Source organism: Vibrio sp. EJY3 (assembly GCF_000241385.1).
GTDB classification, from domain to species: Bacteria; Pseudomonadota; Gammaproteobacteria; order Enterobacterales; family Vibrionaceae; genus Vibrio; species Vibrio natriegens.
The window spans coordinates 1,874,447-1,888,610 of record NC_016613.1 but is presented as its reverse complement, the minus strand read 5'-3'; the positions used below and the strand labels follow the sequence as shown (position 1 = coordinate 1,888,610).

The window sequence follows — 14,164 nt, the reverse complement described above, 5'->3', positions numbered from 1 at the left end:
ATTTTGCCCTAATTGGGAGGTCGGACAGCAAAAAAATCCACTATACGGGCAAGATAATTTATTTATCTATCTATATTATCAATAGAAATGAATGATAGTATGAAAGTATAGATGATGGAAAGCTACTTATTTAGTTCTGAGTCCGTTTCAGAAGGCCACCCTGATAAATTAGCCGATCAAGTATCTGATGCGATTCTAGATGCTTTTTTACTCCAAGACCCTTTTTCTAAAGTAGCATGCGAGTGTTTGATTAAATCAGGGGTTGTTATTATTGCAGGTGAGATAAATTCATCGGCAATAATTGATATAGAGCCTATTGTACGAAGTACCATCGTCGGTTGCGGTTACAATCATTCTTCAGTTGGATTTGATGGTAATACTTGTGGTGTTATCAATTTACTTGGCGTTCAATCGAGCAATATATCTGAAGGGATTCGCAGTACCAACTTTTCAGAATTAGGCGCGGGTGATCAAGGCATCACATTTGGCTATGCTTGCAATGAAACGTCAGAGTTAATGCCCGCTACGATTAGCTATTCACACAAGCTAATGAAAAGGCAAGCCTTATTAAGAAAGGAAAATACTTTGCCTTTTCTACTCCCCGATGCCAAAGCTCAAATTACGCTTGAATACAATCAAAACAGAATACAGCAAGCCCATACCATTTTACTCTCAACACAACATTCACCCTCCGTATCTTTAAAAGATCTGCGTGAGGCTGTGATTGAAGAAATTATCAAGCCAGTTATTCCAGCGGTATGGATAACATCTAAAACCCGGTTTTTAGTTAATCCTGCGGGGGAGTTTCTTATTGGAGGGCCAACTGCAGATTGTGGCTTAACAGGTAGAAAAATAATTGTAGATACCTACGGTGGTGCTGCTTGTCATGGTGGTGGTGCATTCTCAGGAAAAGACCCATCAAAAGTCGATCGCTCTGCTGCTTATATGGCGAGATACATCGCCAAAAACCTAGTTGCAGCAAAATTGGTTGAAAAATGTGAAATCCAGCTTGCCTGGGCGATTGGTATTTCTGAACCAATTTCGATGAAAATAAATACATTTGGTACAGAAACTGTACCAACTTCTCGCCTATATCAGCTTGTTAACGAACATTTTAATCTTCGTGTGTACGAAATGATTCAGCACTTAAATTTACTGGTTCCGCGCTATCGCAAAACGGCATGCTATGGCCATTTTGGCCGAGATATATTCCCTTGGGAAGATACGACAATATCAGAACGATTGCGAAGTGGGGCTTAAATAGCCTCGGAATAAACTTATTGAATATTAAGGAGAAAGGTATGTCTATTTCTGGCCAAAGTCTAGGCTTAATAGAAACGATAGGCTTAGCGACTGCAATCGAAGCTGCAGATGCAGCGATAAAATCAGCAAATGTCGAATTACTTGGCTACGAAGCGGCTAAAGGTAACGGCATGCACACGGTAAAACTTGTAGGTGATGTTGGTGCAGTTAAAGCCGCCGTTGATGCAGGTGTTGCGGCAGCGTCGCGCATAGGTGAGGTATATGCGTACAAGGTTTTGGCCCGAACTGCCGAAGGCCTGGAATCAGTTCTTTCTAGTGATGGAAATGTGGGTGCCAAAGCCCAAGATGCAGCTCAGGAGCCAATAAAACAAGGGGAAGAAGTTAAAGAAGAACCAACATTGGAGTCTAAAGACGTAAAGACGCCACTTGCAGAAACTACATCCAAAGCTAAAGCTGAGGATAAAGAAGTTGTTACTACGAAACCTCCCAAAGCTGAGACAACTACTACAAAAAAGGCGACTAAACCAACCACACCGCCAGCAAATAAAGTGACTTCTGTGCGTAACAAACCCAATTCAAGAACAAGCCGCCGCACTGCATCAAATTAATTCACTATTTTCGTTTAGGCCACCCCCGAAAGCGTAGAGATTATGTGATCGGGGTGAGCTGTATTAACCTTGCAAAAGTCTAGTTATAGAATTGACTACTTTGTTTTAAGTACGTAATTATCGGAAGTGAAGTGTTATACTAATTCCAAATTATACCTAACCAATAAATTCTCTTGTACATATCTAACATATTTCCCTAGTGACAGAATAACAAGCTTATAAAAAACGCTGTTCTAAGGCGCTATTTTTACTTTATATCCACATACATAATTAGCGTTATCATCATTAAATATAACGTTATTACCTATAACTTTATGCGAATTCGATGGGAATGGATAGGTATAAGAGGGAAGAAATTGGTCACGATTAGATTAACTATGCCCAAGTCTTAATGAGCGAATACTATTCGAAAGTACTCTATTTAAGACTCAGGCATTATTGAAGGGAAGCTAACTTTCTAACACTTTAATACTTCAACTAACTGATTCTGATTCTGTACATTGCACTTCATCCGATGGCTTAGCTACATATTGATCAATTAAATAGCGATAACCAGCACCACCAATGCACGCACCAATAAGTGGCGCAACGATAGGAACGATCATGTAGGGAATATCTCTTGCGCCAGTGAATGTCATTTCTCCCCATCCGGCTAAGAAAGTGAACAGTCGAGGTCCAAAGTCACGAGCTGGGTTCATGGCGAAGCCGGTTAACGGTGCCGCAGCTGCACCAATGACGGCCACTAGAATACCGATTAACAATGGTGCTAAAGCGCCTTTTGGTACACCGTTACCGTCATCAGTCAATGACAATATCAACGACATTAATGTGGCCGTTAGGATTATTTCAACTATTGCAGCATGAAACACAGTGATAGAAGGGTGAGGAAATGTGGTAAATATGCCAGCTAACGCGAGGCTCTCTTGAGATCCTCTAACGATATTATGCGCAGTTTCATAATCCGAAAATAGATTTTGATAAATAAAATAGCATACTGTTGCACCAAAAAATGCCCCTGCTACTTGTGAAATGATATATGGTAGAACTTTTCTTTTCTCAAAATTAGCAAATAAGCATAAGCCAATAGTCACCGCTGGATTTAAATGTGCGCCGGATATGCCTGCCGTTAAATAGACGGCTAAAGCAATACCTAAGCCCCAAACAATCGCGATCTCCCATAGTCCAAACTCAGCGCCTGCCAGTATTGTTGCACATAAGCATCCCGCACCAAAGAATATAAATAATCCAGTGCCAAAGAATTCAGCAATGCACTGGCCTCTTAGTTTTTTATCCATAATTAAACCTTAATTTTTAAATTAGTAGGTAGGGTTTTACCAAACATTTGTGTTTGAATTATCACCAATTCAGTATATCTATGGTTATGAGTAAAATATTGTCTATTTGTGTTTTTTTATATGATTAATTTGTTCTTTACTCTTATAGTTCTCTAACTTTTCACAACACTATATTTTTTTGTCTTTCTACTACTTTGAACAGCAAAATTATCCTAGACGTAGTCAACTTCTTATAATCTTACTTATATCGATTGGTGTTAAATTAACAATAGTTATAAGTTTAATAGAAAGTGAGAATTTAATGACTCGTCGATTTTTTTCCGTACCTGATGTGTACTTTGGTACAAACGCTATTTCGTCTTTAGATCGTTTAAATGATAAAAAAGTCGCTATTGTGACAGATGCTTTTATGGTTTCTTCGGGTAAGGCTCGCTCACTTATTAAAGAAATGCCTTATGCGACTGTTTCAGTGTTTGGTGAGGTGAAACCAGACCCAAACACAACCGTTGTTATTGCTGGCGTACAACAGCTTAAGTCATTTCAACCCGATGTCATTATTGCTTTAGGTGGCGGTTCTTCTTTAGATGCAGCAAAGGGCATTAAAGTAACTTTAGAAGAATTCTACCAAGGTAAGCCCATCGAGCTGATTGCAATTCCAACCACAAGCGGCTCTGGTTCTGAAGTAACTTCGTATGCGGTTATTTCAGATGCATCCAGTGGTAAAAAATATCCGCTTGTTTCTACTGATCTATTACCAGATGCCGCCATTTTGGATCCAGAATTAGTGCTAAGTGTTCCTCGCCCAGTTGCTGTGGATACCGGTATGGACGTATTAACTCACGCAATTGAAGCCGTTGTTTCTATTAACGCAAATGACTTTAGTGATGCGCTTGCTGAAAAAGCTATCTATTTGGTTGCGACTTATTTACCACAGGTTGTTAAAAATGAGACCGCGATTGAGCCTCGTGAACATATGCACAACGCATCATGTATGGCTGGTATGGCATTTAATGGATCAGGGCTGGGCTTAGTTCATGGAATGGCGCACGCGTTGGGAGGCGTTTTGCATATATCGCACGGCAAGATTAACGCTATGTTATTGCCGTTAATTATTGAATTTAATGGTGAGACTGAGAATACAGATATCTTAGAAAAATATCATAAGTGTGCTCGTCTAATGGATATTGAAGTCGATTCTCCCTCACATGCAGTAATAGCACTATCTGAGGCTATTCGTAACCTAAACCGACAGTTTCAAATTCCTTCATCCTTAACTGAACTTGGCAAAAATCGACATGAAATCGAGGGTGCAAGACGGGCAATTATTGATTCAACTTTGTCAGATGCTTGCACGGCAACCAATCCGAGAAAGCCGTCAGCAAGAGACATTGATAAGTTGCTCACAAAAATAATTGGCTAATCTGGATCGTTTTGTCACAGCAGATTTTTGTTAGCAAAAAAGTCCTCATTAAAGGCAAACAATATGGCTGATTACAAATTATTGTAAGACGAGTCGCTTCCTCTAAGAATGGTAAAACTAATATGGACGCAATTAAGGAACAGGCAGAGTTAATTACTCAGCAAATAATGAAAGAGTTATTTGGACAATCGGCTACTCAATCTCCGAACCAGGATGTGGCAGCGCAAAATATAAGTAATCAATTAGTAGTACCTATTGGTATTTCAAATCGGCATGTCCATTTGAGCAGAGAAGATATGGATGCGTTGTTTGGCGTTGGTTCAGAACTTACTCGTTTTAAAGCGGTAAAACAACCTGGGCAATATGCCGCTGAAGAAGTGGTTACGCTAAAAGGTCCTAAAGGTGAGCTACAACGTGTTCGAGTACTTGGCCCATTACGCAGTGAAACACAGGTAGAAATTTCTATTGCTGATGGTTTTGCGCTGGGTGTGAGAGCGCCCGTGAGAATGTCTGGGGATCTAGACAGCTCACCGAGCATTGAACTTATTGGTCCTAGAGGAAAGGTTATTAAGGATCATGGCGTGATCGTGGCTTGGCGACATATCCATATTTCACCACAAGATGCCGAATCCTTTGGCCTTAAAGATGGCATGGAAATCGATGTAGAAACTCAAGGTGATCGTGCCGGAATTCTGCGTAACGTTGTGGTTCGCGTGAGCAACGATGCGGTAATGGAAATGCATATTGACGTAGAAGAAGCGAATGCATTTGGCCTGAAAAATAAAGATTGCGTGACGCGCTACCTAGTGGGATAAGCCATGTCTGATTCAACTTCTTACAAACGACTAAAAAAACTCGCCAAATTGGTCAAGGACGAAAAGTGCTTGAAGAAAAAGGGGCCATTTAAAGTCGGTGTTGACCTTGGCACTGCTAATATTGCGATCGTGGTTGTCGATAGGAACAACAACCCGGTAGCGGGCGCGAGTTATCCATCTAAAGTTGTCAAAGATGGCATAGTGGTGGATTACATCACAGCGACTCAAGTGGTTTCGATGTTAAAGCAAAAGGTCGAACAAGGGCTAGGCTGCACATTAGGAAAGGCCGCTACAGCCATTCCTCCTGGTGTATCTGAAGGCAGCGTAAAAGTCATTGTGAATGTGGTTGAATCTGCAGGGTTTATTGTAACCAATATCGTCGATGAGCCGGTGGCAGCCGCTTGTGCATTAAATCTGGAAAGCGGAGCGGTGGTCGATGTTGGTGGTGGTACGACGGGGATGAGTATTTTAGATAAAGGTGACGTCATTTTTAGTGCTGATGAACCGACGGGTGGCTCTCATATGACATTAGTTTTATCGGGTGCGATGGGGCTTGAATATGATGAAGCTGAAACAATGAAGAAAGACTCACAGCATGAACAACAAGTATTTTCTGTCGTGCGTCCTGTCGTAGAAAAAATGGCTAGTTTGGTTTCGTTATGGCTTAAGACAAATTCTGCACAGCAACTGTGGCTCGTTGGTGGTGCAACCAGCTTCAGTCAATTTCCAGAAGTGTTTACAAAAGTGACGGGTATTGAGTCACTCTCCGTGCCTGAGCCATTGCTGGTTACTCCGTTAGGAATAGCAATGAAGGCGACGGAGTAAGCCGTTATGGAAATAAAAGACTTAACCGTCATGATCAGCCAGATTGTTGATGACATCCTAGAGAAAAAACGCCAACGCTCAAAAGTGATTCGAGTGATTTTAACCGGTAATGAACAGGAATCATTGCTCGATACGCTCAACTGCATTAAAGCGCTATATCGTTCAGGTTATGGTATTGCAGTGACGCTTTCCCATACCGCTAATAGCTCAGTTATCAAATCTGTATTTTTACGTTGGCAGCAAGAAGGGGATATTGAGTTCTCGATGGACTCATATTTACCTGATGACCGATCAGACGATTATTATGGTCTCTTTTTTCCAGCTATATCAATGAACAGCTTAACGAAGCTGGCGTTATGTATTCGAGATAATTTAGCAACGAGTTGGGCTTTTCACGCTTTATTAAATCGAAAGCCGATAACCGCAACATTAAATCATGAATGTCAAACTATTGTAGAAAAAGCCTCGGGTCCGTTAATTGAGCAATTTTCGACTTATTTAAATAAGGTAGAAGATTATGGCGTCCGTTTTATTGGCAAGCCTAATGTATCTTCTGTTGCGAGTCACTCATTAATAACGTTAAAAGACGTAAAATTACTGCCAGAACACCAACCTTTAATCATTGAAAAAAATACGATCATTACGCCGTCAGCTAAAGACGAAATTGCCCGTCGTCGTATCTTTATTGAAAGAATCAATTAAGGGGAAATCATTATGTATTTAGCAAAAGTCACCGGAGCGATTGTATCAACCACTAAACATGAATCATTGAATGGCAATAAGTTGCTCATTGTCACGCGTTTAGATGAACAAAACCAGCCAACAAGCGAAACGGAAATTGCCATTGACTGTGTCGGTGCCGGTAATAGTGACATTGTTGTCGTAACGACAGGAAGTTCCGCTCGTAATAGCAGTACGCACTCTAATTCTGTTACCGATGCGGCCATTGTTGGCATTGTTGATTCTTTAGAGCTGTAAGCGTGCGAAGAGAGGACCAAATATGAGCAATGCATTTTCAGAGAGTCAGAGCGCGCAAGCAATAAAACTCGGTGACAGTAGCAAAAATACTCACCTGACTCTGCAAGATATCATGCGACTCGGTCAATTTGCCTGTCAGGCCGCAGAAAGAGTGGGCATTGATATTGTTTTCAGTTTTGTCGACCAGGTTGGGGCCGAGCGGTATTTCTTTGTCATGGATGATGCGCTTCTGGTTAGCCATGAACTGGCAACACAAAAGGCCTGGACAGCCGTAGCATTAAAGGTGTCTACATCAGATTTGGCCGGGAAGATATTACCAGGTCAAAGTTTATACGGGTTACAAAATACGCCCAAAGTATGTTGTATCGGAGGTGGGGTGCCAATCTGGAAAGACACTCAGCTACTTGGGGCCATTGGTATTAGCGGCGGAACCGTAGAACAAGATTGTGCTATTGCTCAGGCAGCGATTTCACTTTTCACTCGATAATTAGCCGTGAGCTAAAAAATCACCGTATTTAACCCCCCATTGTTTTTCAAATTTATTCGCTCTTGAGGTAATCATGTTGTCAGAATCTCGTGTCTTAGTTATTAATTGTGGCTCATCTTCGATGAAATTCTCTGTTTTACCAACAGGGAAAGATGAGCCTGTTTTGTCGGGCATTGCAGAAAAATTAGGCTTGTCCGATGCGTTTATTTCAATCAAAGATTCTGAAGGAAACAAGACGCTCTTTGAATTACAACAAGGCACCCATGCCGCAGCACTAGAAAAACTATTTGCAACCATGACGAGCTTAGAACTGATGGACTCGTTATGCGCCATCGGCCACCGAGTTGCGCACGGTGGTAGTGAATTTAGTGACTCTGTTCTTGTTACAAATGAGGTCATTGAGCAAATAAACCAGTTGTCTGAGCTCGCTCCTCTGCATAACCCTGCAAACCTGGTTGGGATTAAAACAGCGATGTCGCTATTGCCGAATATTCCAAATATTGCGGTATTTGATACCGCTTTTCACCAAACGATGCCAGAAGATGCGTATACCTACGCGATTCCTCTTGAGCTTAGAGACGAGCATAAAGTGAGACGTTATGGTTTCCATGGTACCTCTCATCGTTTTATTGCTTTAGAAACTGTTAAGCGTCTGGAACTTGATGCAAATAATCACGGCATCATAGTAGCGCATCTTGGTAATGGTTCTTCTGTTTGTGCGGTGAAAAACGGGAACAGTGTCGATACATCAATGGGAATGACACCACTGGAAGGCCTAGCGATGGGCACGCGCTGCGGTGATTTGGACTTTGGTGCGGCGGTTTATATCGCGAATCGTACCGAACAATCATTGGATTCTGTGTATAGCTTAACCAATAGCCAGTCTGGTTTATTGGGGGTTTCTGGTCTTTCAAGTGACTGTCGTGAGTTGGAGCAGGCTCGCTTAGAAGGTAACGAACGAGCAGCGTTAGCCATAGATGTCCTCGTTCACCGTTTAGCGCGTCATATCGGTGGTCATTTAGCGTCGTTAGATCGTATTGATGCCTTGGTATTTACTGGTGGTATTGGTGAAAACTCAGTATTGATCAGAGAGCTTACGGTACAAAAACTCGCGGTATTTGGATTTAAATTAGATAAAGAGAAAAACGCGTCAACAACAAGAGGTAAATGGGGCGTTGTATCAACACAAGACTCACCCGCGATTGTTGTTTTGCCAACCAATGAAGAAAAAATGATTGCGCAAGATGCCGCAGACTTAGCCAAGCAACAGGTAAATGAAATGGTCAAAAAAATTGCTTAATCGTTGAGGCAATATGATGAAAGAACAACACAATATCAGCCAGTCGTATCTAGACCAGTATGATAAAAATACCATTGTTGAAAGAGTGAAAAATGCAGCGGTTGTCGGTGCCGGTGGCGCAGGGTTTCCCACCTATGTGAAACTGCAATCTGACGCGGAAATTTTCCTCGTCAATGCGGCAGAATGCGAACCGATGCTAAAAGTGGATCAGCAGTTGATGGTCGTAAAAGCGGCTGAAATGATCCGTGGACTCAGTTACGCGATGAAAGCCACTGGGGCGAAAGAGGGCGTGATCGCATTAAAAGCCAAATATCAAAAGGCGATCGATTCATTAACCCCTTTATTGGCGCCGAATATGCGTATCCATATTCTCAAAGATGTTTATCCAGCGGGGGATGAAGTCATCACCATTTGGATGGCAACTGGGCGGCGAGTTCCGCCTGCACAGCTACCGATCACTGTCGGCGTGATTGTAAATAATGTACAAACCCTGATTAACGTATGCCACGCGGTAGAGCATGAACAAGGCGTTTTCGAGCGCACACTTACGATTAATGGATGTGTGAAAAATCCAATGACCATCACTGTCCCTTTAGGTATCCGTTTTCAAGAACTGCTTGATTACGCAGGAGGGGTAACCGTTGATGATTTTGCGGTAATTAACGGTGGGCCAATGATGGGCGTATTAGTTGAAGATTTAAATCAATGCGTGACTAAAACGACCGGCGCACTCTTAGTGCTGCCGCGCGATCACATTTTAATTCAGCGCCGCCTGAAAACGGATGAGCAAATTCTCAACATGGCGAAAACGGTCTGTGAGCAGTGTTCACTCTGTACCGAGTTGTGTCCGCGTCACTTAATTGGCCATGAAATTGCACCGAACCTGGTGATCAGAGCTACGAATTATAAGGATTTGGCCAAGCCATCCACCTTCTTATCTGCATTAACGTGTTCAGAATGCAGCTTGTGTGAGGGTTACGCCTGTCCGGTCAATATATCTCCGATGCGAGTGAACAAAATATTGAAGCAGCAACTGCGAGCTCAGGGCTCTCGATATAGCGGTGAGCTAAGAGACGCTGATCCGATGGCAGAATACCGTTTGGTGCCGACGTCGCGCTTAGTTTCTCGACTGAATTTAACACCGTATTACCAAGATGCACCGATGCTTCCGTTTGACTTACCTTACGAGCAAGTCAAGGTCGCGATTAGCCAACATATTGGTGCCGCAGGTCATCCGATTGTAACGGCTGGCGATAAAGTGGAAGCCGGGCAAAAGCTTGTCGAAGCGAAGCCAGGTGCTTTGAGTTTAGGTGTGCATGCAAGTTGCAGTGGCACCGTGAGTTCGGTTGACGCTCAATATATTACTATTCAAAGGGGTAGATGATGAAAGATACCATTGGTTTGCTTGAACTGAGCAGCATTGCAAAAGGCGTCGAAGTCACAGATAGCATGTTAAAAAGTGCGAGTGTAGAAGTGTTGAGTTCGAAAACGATTTGCCCGGGTAAGTATATTGTCATGATTACCGGTGATGTGGGCGCTGTTCAACAAGCGATCGATCATGGTGAAATGTTATCTGGGCACTTAAAGGTGGACAGCTTTATTCTACCTAAAATCGATTCGAGTATCCTACCCGCGATTTCAGGAGTAACGCCAGTTGAAGCAAAGGGCTCGGTTGGAGTTGTCGAAACCTTTAGTGTCGCAGCCTGTATTGCAGCGGCAGATGAAGCGATGAAAGCGGCGAATGTGACGTTAGTTCGAGTGCATATGGCATTTGGCATTGGCGGTAAGTGTTATTTTGTCGTCAATGGTGACATTGGTGATGTTAATAATGCCGTCAAAGTCGGTTGTAAGAGTGCCGGAGATAAAGGGTTATTGGTACATAGTATGGTGGTGGCTAAGCCACATCCAGATATGTGGCAACATCTTATTTAGGGTTGTTACTGCTGACTGTTACCGTTTTGTCTATTTTATTTTTCGTCTCAATGAGAACGATAAAATATCATTGATCTGTTATTTATTTTTGACTTTCGGTCACTCTGAATTACTCTCGCCATTATTAACAGGACAAATTTGTCCTGTTTTTTATAGTCTGTAAATATTAAATCTAATTTTTATTGATAAGCTTGATCGTCGAGCGCCAATTTATTTCACTTATTTCCCATCACCACAGCGCAAAACCCAATTCATTTGATTACCTAACCTAACTCCTTCCTTTAATTAACGGTTTAATGTGAGATAGATCGCTGTAATTTATTGCTTTTATCTTCTTTGTTCAACAAAAGAATCCTCATTCGAGGCAAAACATTTTGTCTCAGTACTTTTATTATGAAATCGCTTAATGAATAAGGCAAAGCCTACAAGCTCTTATAGGGATACTTTGCCAGAAAAGTCATCATTTAAAAACTCGAGGTATTTATGCAACAAGAAGCTCTAGGTATGGTTGAAACAAAAGGTTTGGTTTCTGCAATTGAAGCTGCGGACACCATGGTTAAGTCAGCAAACGTAACACTAGTGGGCTACGAGAAAATTGGTTCAGGCCTAATCACAGTGATGGTTCGTGGTGATGTTGGTGCGGTCAAAGCGGCAACGGATGCTGGCTCTTCTGCTGCTAGCAAAGTAGGTGAACTTGTTTCTGTTCATGTTATTCCTCGCCCACATACTGAAGTTGAAAAAATCTTGCCAAAAACAGTTCAGTAATAGAACGGAAGGAAATTGACGATGAAAGATAATTTTGTTGAGCAGATTATTTCTGAGGTCATGAGCAAACAACAGCCAGCACAACAAGAACAAGCGACTCCTGCTGTGGCACATCTTGCCAGCTGTGGTTTGACTGAATTTGTTGGTTGTAGTGAGTTAGGTCGTACAATTGGCCTTGTTATTGCCAGCGTTGATAGTCAGTTGCATGAAGTGATGAATATCGATAAGAAATATCGATCGATCGGTATTGTCGGTGCGCGTACTGGTGCGGGTCCTCATATTTTTGCGGCAGACGAAGCAGTAAAAGCAACCAATAGTGAAGTTGTAGCGATTGAACTTGCGCGCGATACCGAAGGCGGTGGTGGTCATGGGTGTTTAATCATCTTTGGTGCCGATGATGTCTCTGATGTACGTCGTGCAGTCGAAGTGACGCTATCTGATATCAACCGCACCTTCGGTGATGTTTATGGAAACGCAGCAGGTCACCTAGAGTTTCAATACACTGCGCGAGCAAGCTTTGCACTAAACAAAGCATTTGGTGCGCCAATTGGCAAATCATTTGGTATGACTTGTGCCTCACCAGCAGCGATTGGCGTTGTTATTGCTGATGCTGCTGCGAAATCGGCTGTGATTGATCCAATAGGTTATTCAACGCCAGCCAAAGGCAGTTGCTTTAGTAATGAAGTGACGTTTACGTTTGCTGGTGACTCTGGTGCCGTTCGTCAGGCAGTTCTTACCGCTCGCGATGTGGGCCTACAGTTACTTGGCACTATGGACTCAGCACCGCTTCAGTCATCTACAACTCCTTACATTTAAATTTCAAGCGACACCTGAAATTCAATTTTGTTGTAAGGAGTAGGAAGAATGAATGAACAAGAAATTGCTCATGCCGTTGAAAATGTATTGAGCAAATATACAAACGTTACGGCGCAGAACGCAGAGCCAGTTTCATACAGTTCCAACGCCAGTTTAGAGAACATCGTTTCTCAAGCTTTGGCCGGCAATATGGTGAAACAGCCAGAAACTCAAACTGCACCCGATTTAAACAGCAATATTGAGAATATCGTTTCTCAAATACTGGCTGAAAATCAGGCTAAGCCTCAAAGTGTTCAATGTCAGAGTGCTAATCATGGCACGACAGAATACTTAGGGTGTTTTGCGTCAATGGAAGAGGCGATCAGCGCAGCTTCACATGCTCAAGTCCAATACCGTCATTGTACCATGGGCGATCGCGCTTCATTCGTGAAAGGTATTCGAGAAGTGTTCACTCAAGACGATGTTCTTGAAAAAATTTCTCGCATGGCTGTCGAAGAAACGGGCATGGGCAACTACGCTGATAAGCTAACTAAGAACCGGATTGCAGCAACCAAAACGCCAGGTATAGAAGATCTTACTACTTCAGCACTAAGTGGGGATTCAGGGCTAACACTCACTGAATTCTCTGCTTACGGCGTGATTGGTTCTATCACTCCAACGACGAACCCGACCGAGACCATTATTAACAACAGTATCGGTATGTTGGCGGCAGGCAACACAGTTGTTTACAGCCCGCATCCACGTTCACGTAATGTCTCGTTAGTGGCCGTTGACTTGATCAATAGAAAGCTTGCTGAGCTAGGCGCTCCGGCAAACTTGGTGGTTACGGTATTAGAGCCTTCGATTGATAACACAAATGCAATGATGAACGACCCTCGAGTCAATATGCTCGTTGCTACTGGTGGCCCGTCAATCGTGAAAACCGTGATGTCTACTGGTAAGAAAGCGATCGGTGCAGGTGCTGGTAACCCTCCTGCTGTGGTTGATGAGACTGCAAACATTGAGAAAGCAGCAAAAGACATTATTAACGGCTGTGCGTTCGACAACAACTTGCCGTGTATCGCTGAGAAAGAAGTCATTGTTGTCAATGAAGTCGCTGACTACTTGATTCATTGTATGAAGAAAAGTGGCGCCTATCTACTGTGTGACAAACAGAAGATTCAACAACTGCAATCGCTGGTTTTGAACGAAAAGGGGACAGGTCCAAATACTTCTTTCGTTGGTAAAGGCGCACGATACATCCTGGATAAATTGAATATTCAGGTTAGCGATGACATTAAAGTGATTTTAATCGAGACAGAAAGAAATCACCCATTTGTTGTACATGAACTCATGATGCCGATTCTGCCCGTTGTTCGAGTTGAAAACGTAGATGAAGCAATAGACTTGGCAATTAAAGTGGAGCATGGCAATCGCCATACCGCAATCATGCACTCTACCAACGTTGAGAAATTAAGCAAAATGGCACGTTTAATTCAAACCACAATTTTTGTGAAAAACGGTCCATCTTACTCAGGTATCGGTGTCGGTGGTGAGGGTCATACCACATTCACCATTGCAGGGCCAACGGGGGAAGGTATCACGTCAGCTCGTTCGTTTGCCCGCTACCGTCGATGTGTCATGGTTGAAGCGTTAAACATTCGTTAACTGATTGAATATT

At 42.6% G+C, this 14,164-nt stretch carries 14 protein-coding genes and 1 pseudogene; 14 read left to right on the top strand and 1 reads right to left on the bottom strand.

The window, feature by feature from the left end:
- Nucleotides 1-114: 114 nt before the first annotated feature.
- Nucleotides 115-1,260 carry a methionine adenosyltransferase gene (gene metK / locus VEJY3_RS08625; protein WP_014232068.1) on the top strand — a complete coding sequence of 382 codons (1,146 nt, stop codon included), beginning with the start codon at nucleotides 115-117 and terminating at the stop codon, nucleotides 1,258-1,260.
- 41 nt (nucleotides 1,261-1,301) lie between these two features.
- Nucleotides 1,302-1,574, top strand: a pseudogene (locus tag VEJY3_RS25950) (BMC domain-containing protein); the annotation flags it as partial.
- Between the two features lie 770 nt (nucleotides 1,575-2,344).
- Here VEJY3_RS25950 and VEJY3_RS08615 read toward each other — a convergent pair.
- Complete coding sequence (locus VEJY3_RS08615) at nucleotides 2,345-3,166, bottom strand: MIP/aquaporin family protein (RefSeq protein ID WP_014232066.1); 822 nt, start codon at nucleotides 3,164-3,166, stop codon at nucleotides 2,345-2,347.
- A 301-nt stretch (nucleotides 3,167-3,467) separates the two neighbouring features.
- On the opposite strand from VEJY3_RS08615, the gene VEJY3_RS08610 reads away from it, so the two are divergent.
- The 12 genes from VEJY3_RS08610 (at nucleotide 3,468) to VEJY3_RS08555 (ending at nucleotide 14,151) form a co-directional block, all read left to right on the top strand.
- Nucleotides 3,468-4,586 carry a 1-propanol dehydrogenase PduQ gene (locus tag VEJY3_RS08610; protein ID WP_014232065.1) on the top strand — a complete coding sequence of 373 codons (1,119 nt, stop codon included), beginning with the start codon at nucleotides 3,468-3,470 and terminating at the stop codon, nucleotides 4,584-4,586.
- A 122-nt stretch (nucleotides 4,587-4,708) separates the two neighbouring features.
- On the top strand, nucleotides 4,709-5,401 hold the full coding sequence (pduL, locus tag VEJY3_RS08605; protein ID WP_014232064.1) for a phosphate propanoyltransferase: 693 nt from the start codon (nucleotides 4,709-4,711) through the stop codon (nucleotides 5,399-5,401).
- 3 nt (nucleotides 5,402-5,404) lie between these two features.
- The gene (gene eutJ / locus VEJY3_RS08600; RefSeq protein WP_014232063.1) at nucleotides 5,405-6,226 is read left to right on the top strand and encodes an ethanolamine utilization protein EutJ; all 822 of its coding nucleotides are present in this window, start codon (nucleotides 5,405-5,407) and stop codon (nucleotides 6,224-6,226) included.
- A gap of 6 nt (nucleotides 6,227-6,232) precedes the next feature.
- Nucleotides 6,233-6,928 (top strand): hypothetical protein, encoded by a 696-nt coding sequence (locus VEJY3_RS08595; protein ID WP_014232062.1) that lies wholly within the window; start codon nucleotides 6,233-6,235, stop codon nucleotides 6,926-6,928.
- 12 nt (nucleotides 6,929-6,940) lie between these two features.
- Nucleotides 6,941-7,204, top strand: coding sequence for a EutN/CcmL family microcompartment protein (locus tag VEJY3_RS08590; RefSeq protein WP_014232061.1), 264 nt, complete (start codon nucleotides 6,941-6,943; stop codon nucleotides 7,202-7,204).
- A 22-nt stretch (nucleotides 7,205-7,226) separates the two neighbouring features.
- Nucleotides 7,227-7,691, top strand: a complete 465-nt coding sequence (locus VEJY3_RS08585; protein ID WP_014232060.1) for a heme-binding protein — start codon at nucleotides 7,227-7,229, stop codon at nucleotides 7,689-7,691.
- 73 nt (nucleotides 7,692-7,764) lie between these two features.
- A complete protein-coding gene (gene tdcD, locus VEJY3_RS08580) occupies nucleotides 7,765-8,991 on the top strand; it encodes a propionate kinase (protein ID WP_014232059.1) in 1,227 nt (408 codons plus the stop codon).
- A 13-nt stretch (nucleotides 8,992-9,004) separates the two neighbouring features.
- Entirely contained in the window at nucleotides 9,005-10,375 is a 1,371-nt protein-coding gene (locus VEJY3_RS08575) for a 4Fe-4S dicluster domain-containing protein (protein ID WP_308507396.1), read from the top strand.
- Nucleotides 10,375-10,923, top strand: coding sequence for a BMC domain-containing protein (locus VEJY3_RS08570; protein ID WP_014232057.1), 549 nt, complete (start codon nucleotides 10,375-10,377; stop codon nucleotides 10,921-10,923). The genes VEJY3_RS08575 and VEJY3_RS08570 overlap by 1 nt, the downstream gene beginning before the upstream one ends.
- Before the next feature lie 483 nt (nucleotides 10,924-11,406).
- Complete coding sequence (gene grpH / locus VEJY3_RS08565) at nucleotides 11,407-11,688, top strand: propanediol utilization system shell hexameric protein GrpH (protein WP_014232056.1); 282 nt, start codon at nucleotides 11,407-11,409, stop codon at nucleotides 11,686-11,688.
- Nucleotides 11,689-11,709: 21 nt separating this feature from the next.
- Nucleotides 11,710-12,504, top strand: coding sequence for a propanediol utilization microcompartment protein PduB (gene pduB, locus VEJY3_RS08560; RefSeq protein WP_014232055.1), 795 nt, complete (start codon nucleotides 11,710-11,712; stop codon nucleotides 12,502-12,504).
- A gap of 48 nt (nucleotides 12,505-12,552) precedes the next feature.
- Entirely contained in the window at nucleotides 12,553-14,151 is a 1,599-nt protein-coding gene (locus VEJY3_RS08555) for an aldehyde dehydrogenase family protein (RefSeq protein ID WP_014232054.1), read from the top strand.
- Nucleotides 14,152-14,164: the final 13 nt, after the last annotated feature.

Coding starts and splice junctions, on each gene's coding strand:
- VEJY3_RS08595 (WP_014232062.1), top strand. CDS start 6,233: ATGGAAATAAAAGACTTAACCGTCATGATCAGCCAGATTGTTGATGAC.
- pduL (WP_014232064.1), top strand. CDS start 4,709: ATGGACGCAATTAAGGAACAGGCAGAGTTAATTACTCAGCAAATAATG.
- VEJY3_RS08570 (WP_014232057.1), top strand. CDS start 10,375: ATGAAAGATACCATTGGTTTGCTTGAACTGAGCAGCATTGCAAAAGGC.
- grpH (WP_014232056.1), top strand. CDS start 11,407: ATGCAACAAGAAGCTCTAGGTATGGTTGAAACAAAAGGTTTGGTTTCT.
- tdcD (WP_014232059.1), top strand. CDS start 7,765: ATGTTGTCAGAATCTCGTGTCTTAGTTATTAATTGTGGCTCATCTTCG.
- VEJY3_RS08615 (WP_014232066.1), bottom strand. CDS start 3,166: ATGGATAAAAAACTAAGAGGCCAGTGCATTGCTGAATTCTTTGGCACT.
- pduB (WP_014232055.1), top strand. CDS start 11,710: ATGAAAGATAATTTTGTTGAGCAGATTATTTCTGAGGTCATGAGCAAA.
- metK (WP_014232068.1), top strand. CDS start 115: ATGGAAAGCTACTTATTTAGTTCTGAGTCCGTTTCAGAAGGCCACCCT.
- VEJY3_RS08610 (WP_014232065.1), top strand. CDS start 3,468: ATGACTCGTCGATTTTTTTCCGTACCTGATGTGTACTTTGGTACAAAC.
- eutJ (WP_014232063.1), top strand. CDS start 5,405: ATGTCTGATTCAACTTCTTACAAACGACTAAAAAAACTCGCCAAATTG.
- VEJY3_RS08585 (WP_014232060.1), top strand. CDS start 7,227: ATGAGCAATGCATTTTCAGAGAGTCAGAGCGCGCAAGCAATAAAACTC.
- VEJY3_RS08555 (WP_014232054.1), top strand. CDS start 12,553: ATGAATGAACAAGAAATTGCTCATGCCGTTGAAAATGTATTGAGCAAA.
- VEJY3_RS08575 (WP_308507396.1), top strand. CDS start 9,005: ATGATGAAAGAACAACACAATATCAGCCAGTCGTATCTAGACCAGTAT.
- VEJY3_RS08590 (WP_014232061.1), top strand. CDS start 6,941: ATGTATTTAGCAAAAGTCACCGGAGCGATTGTATCAACCACTAAACAT.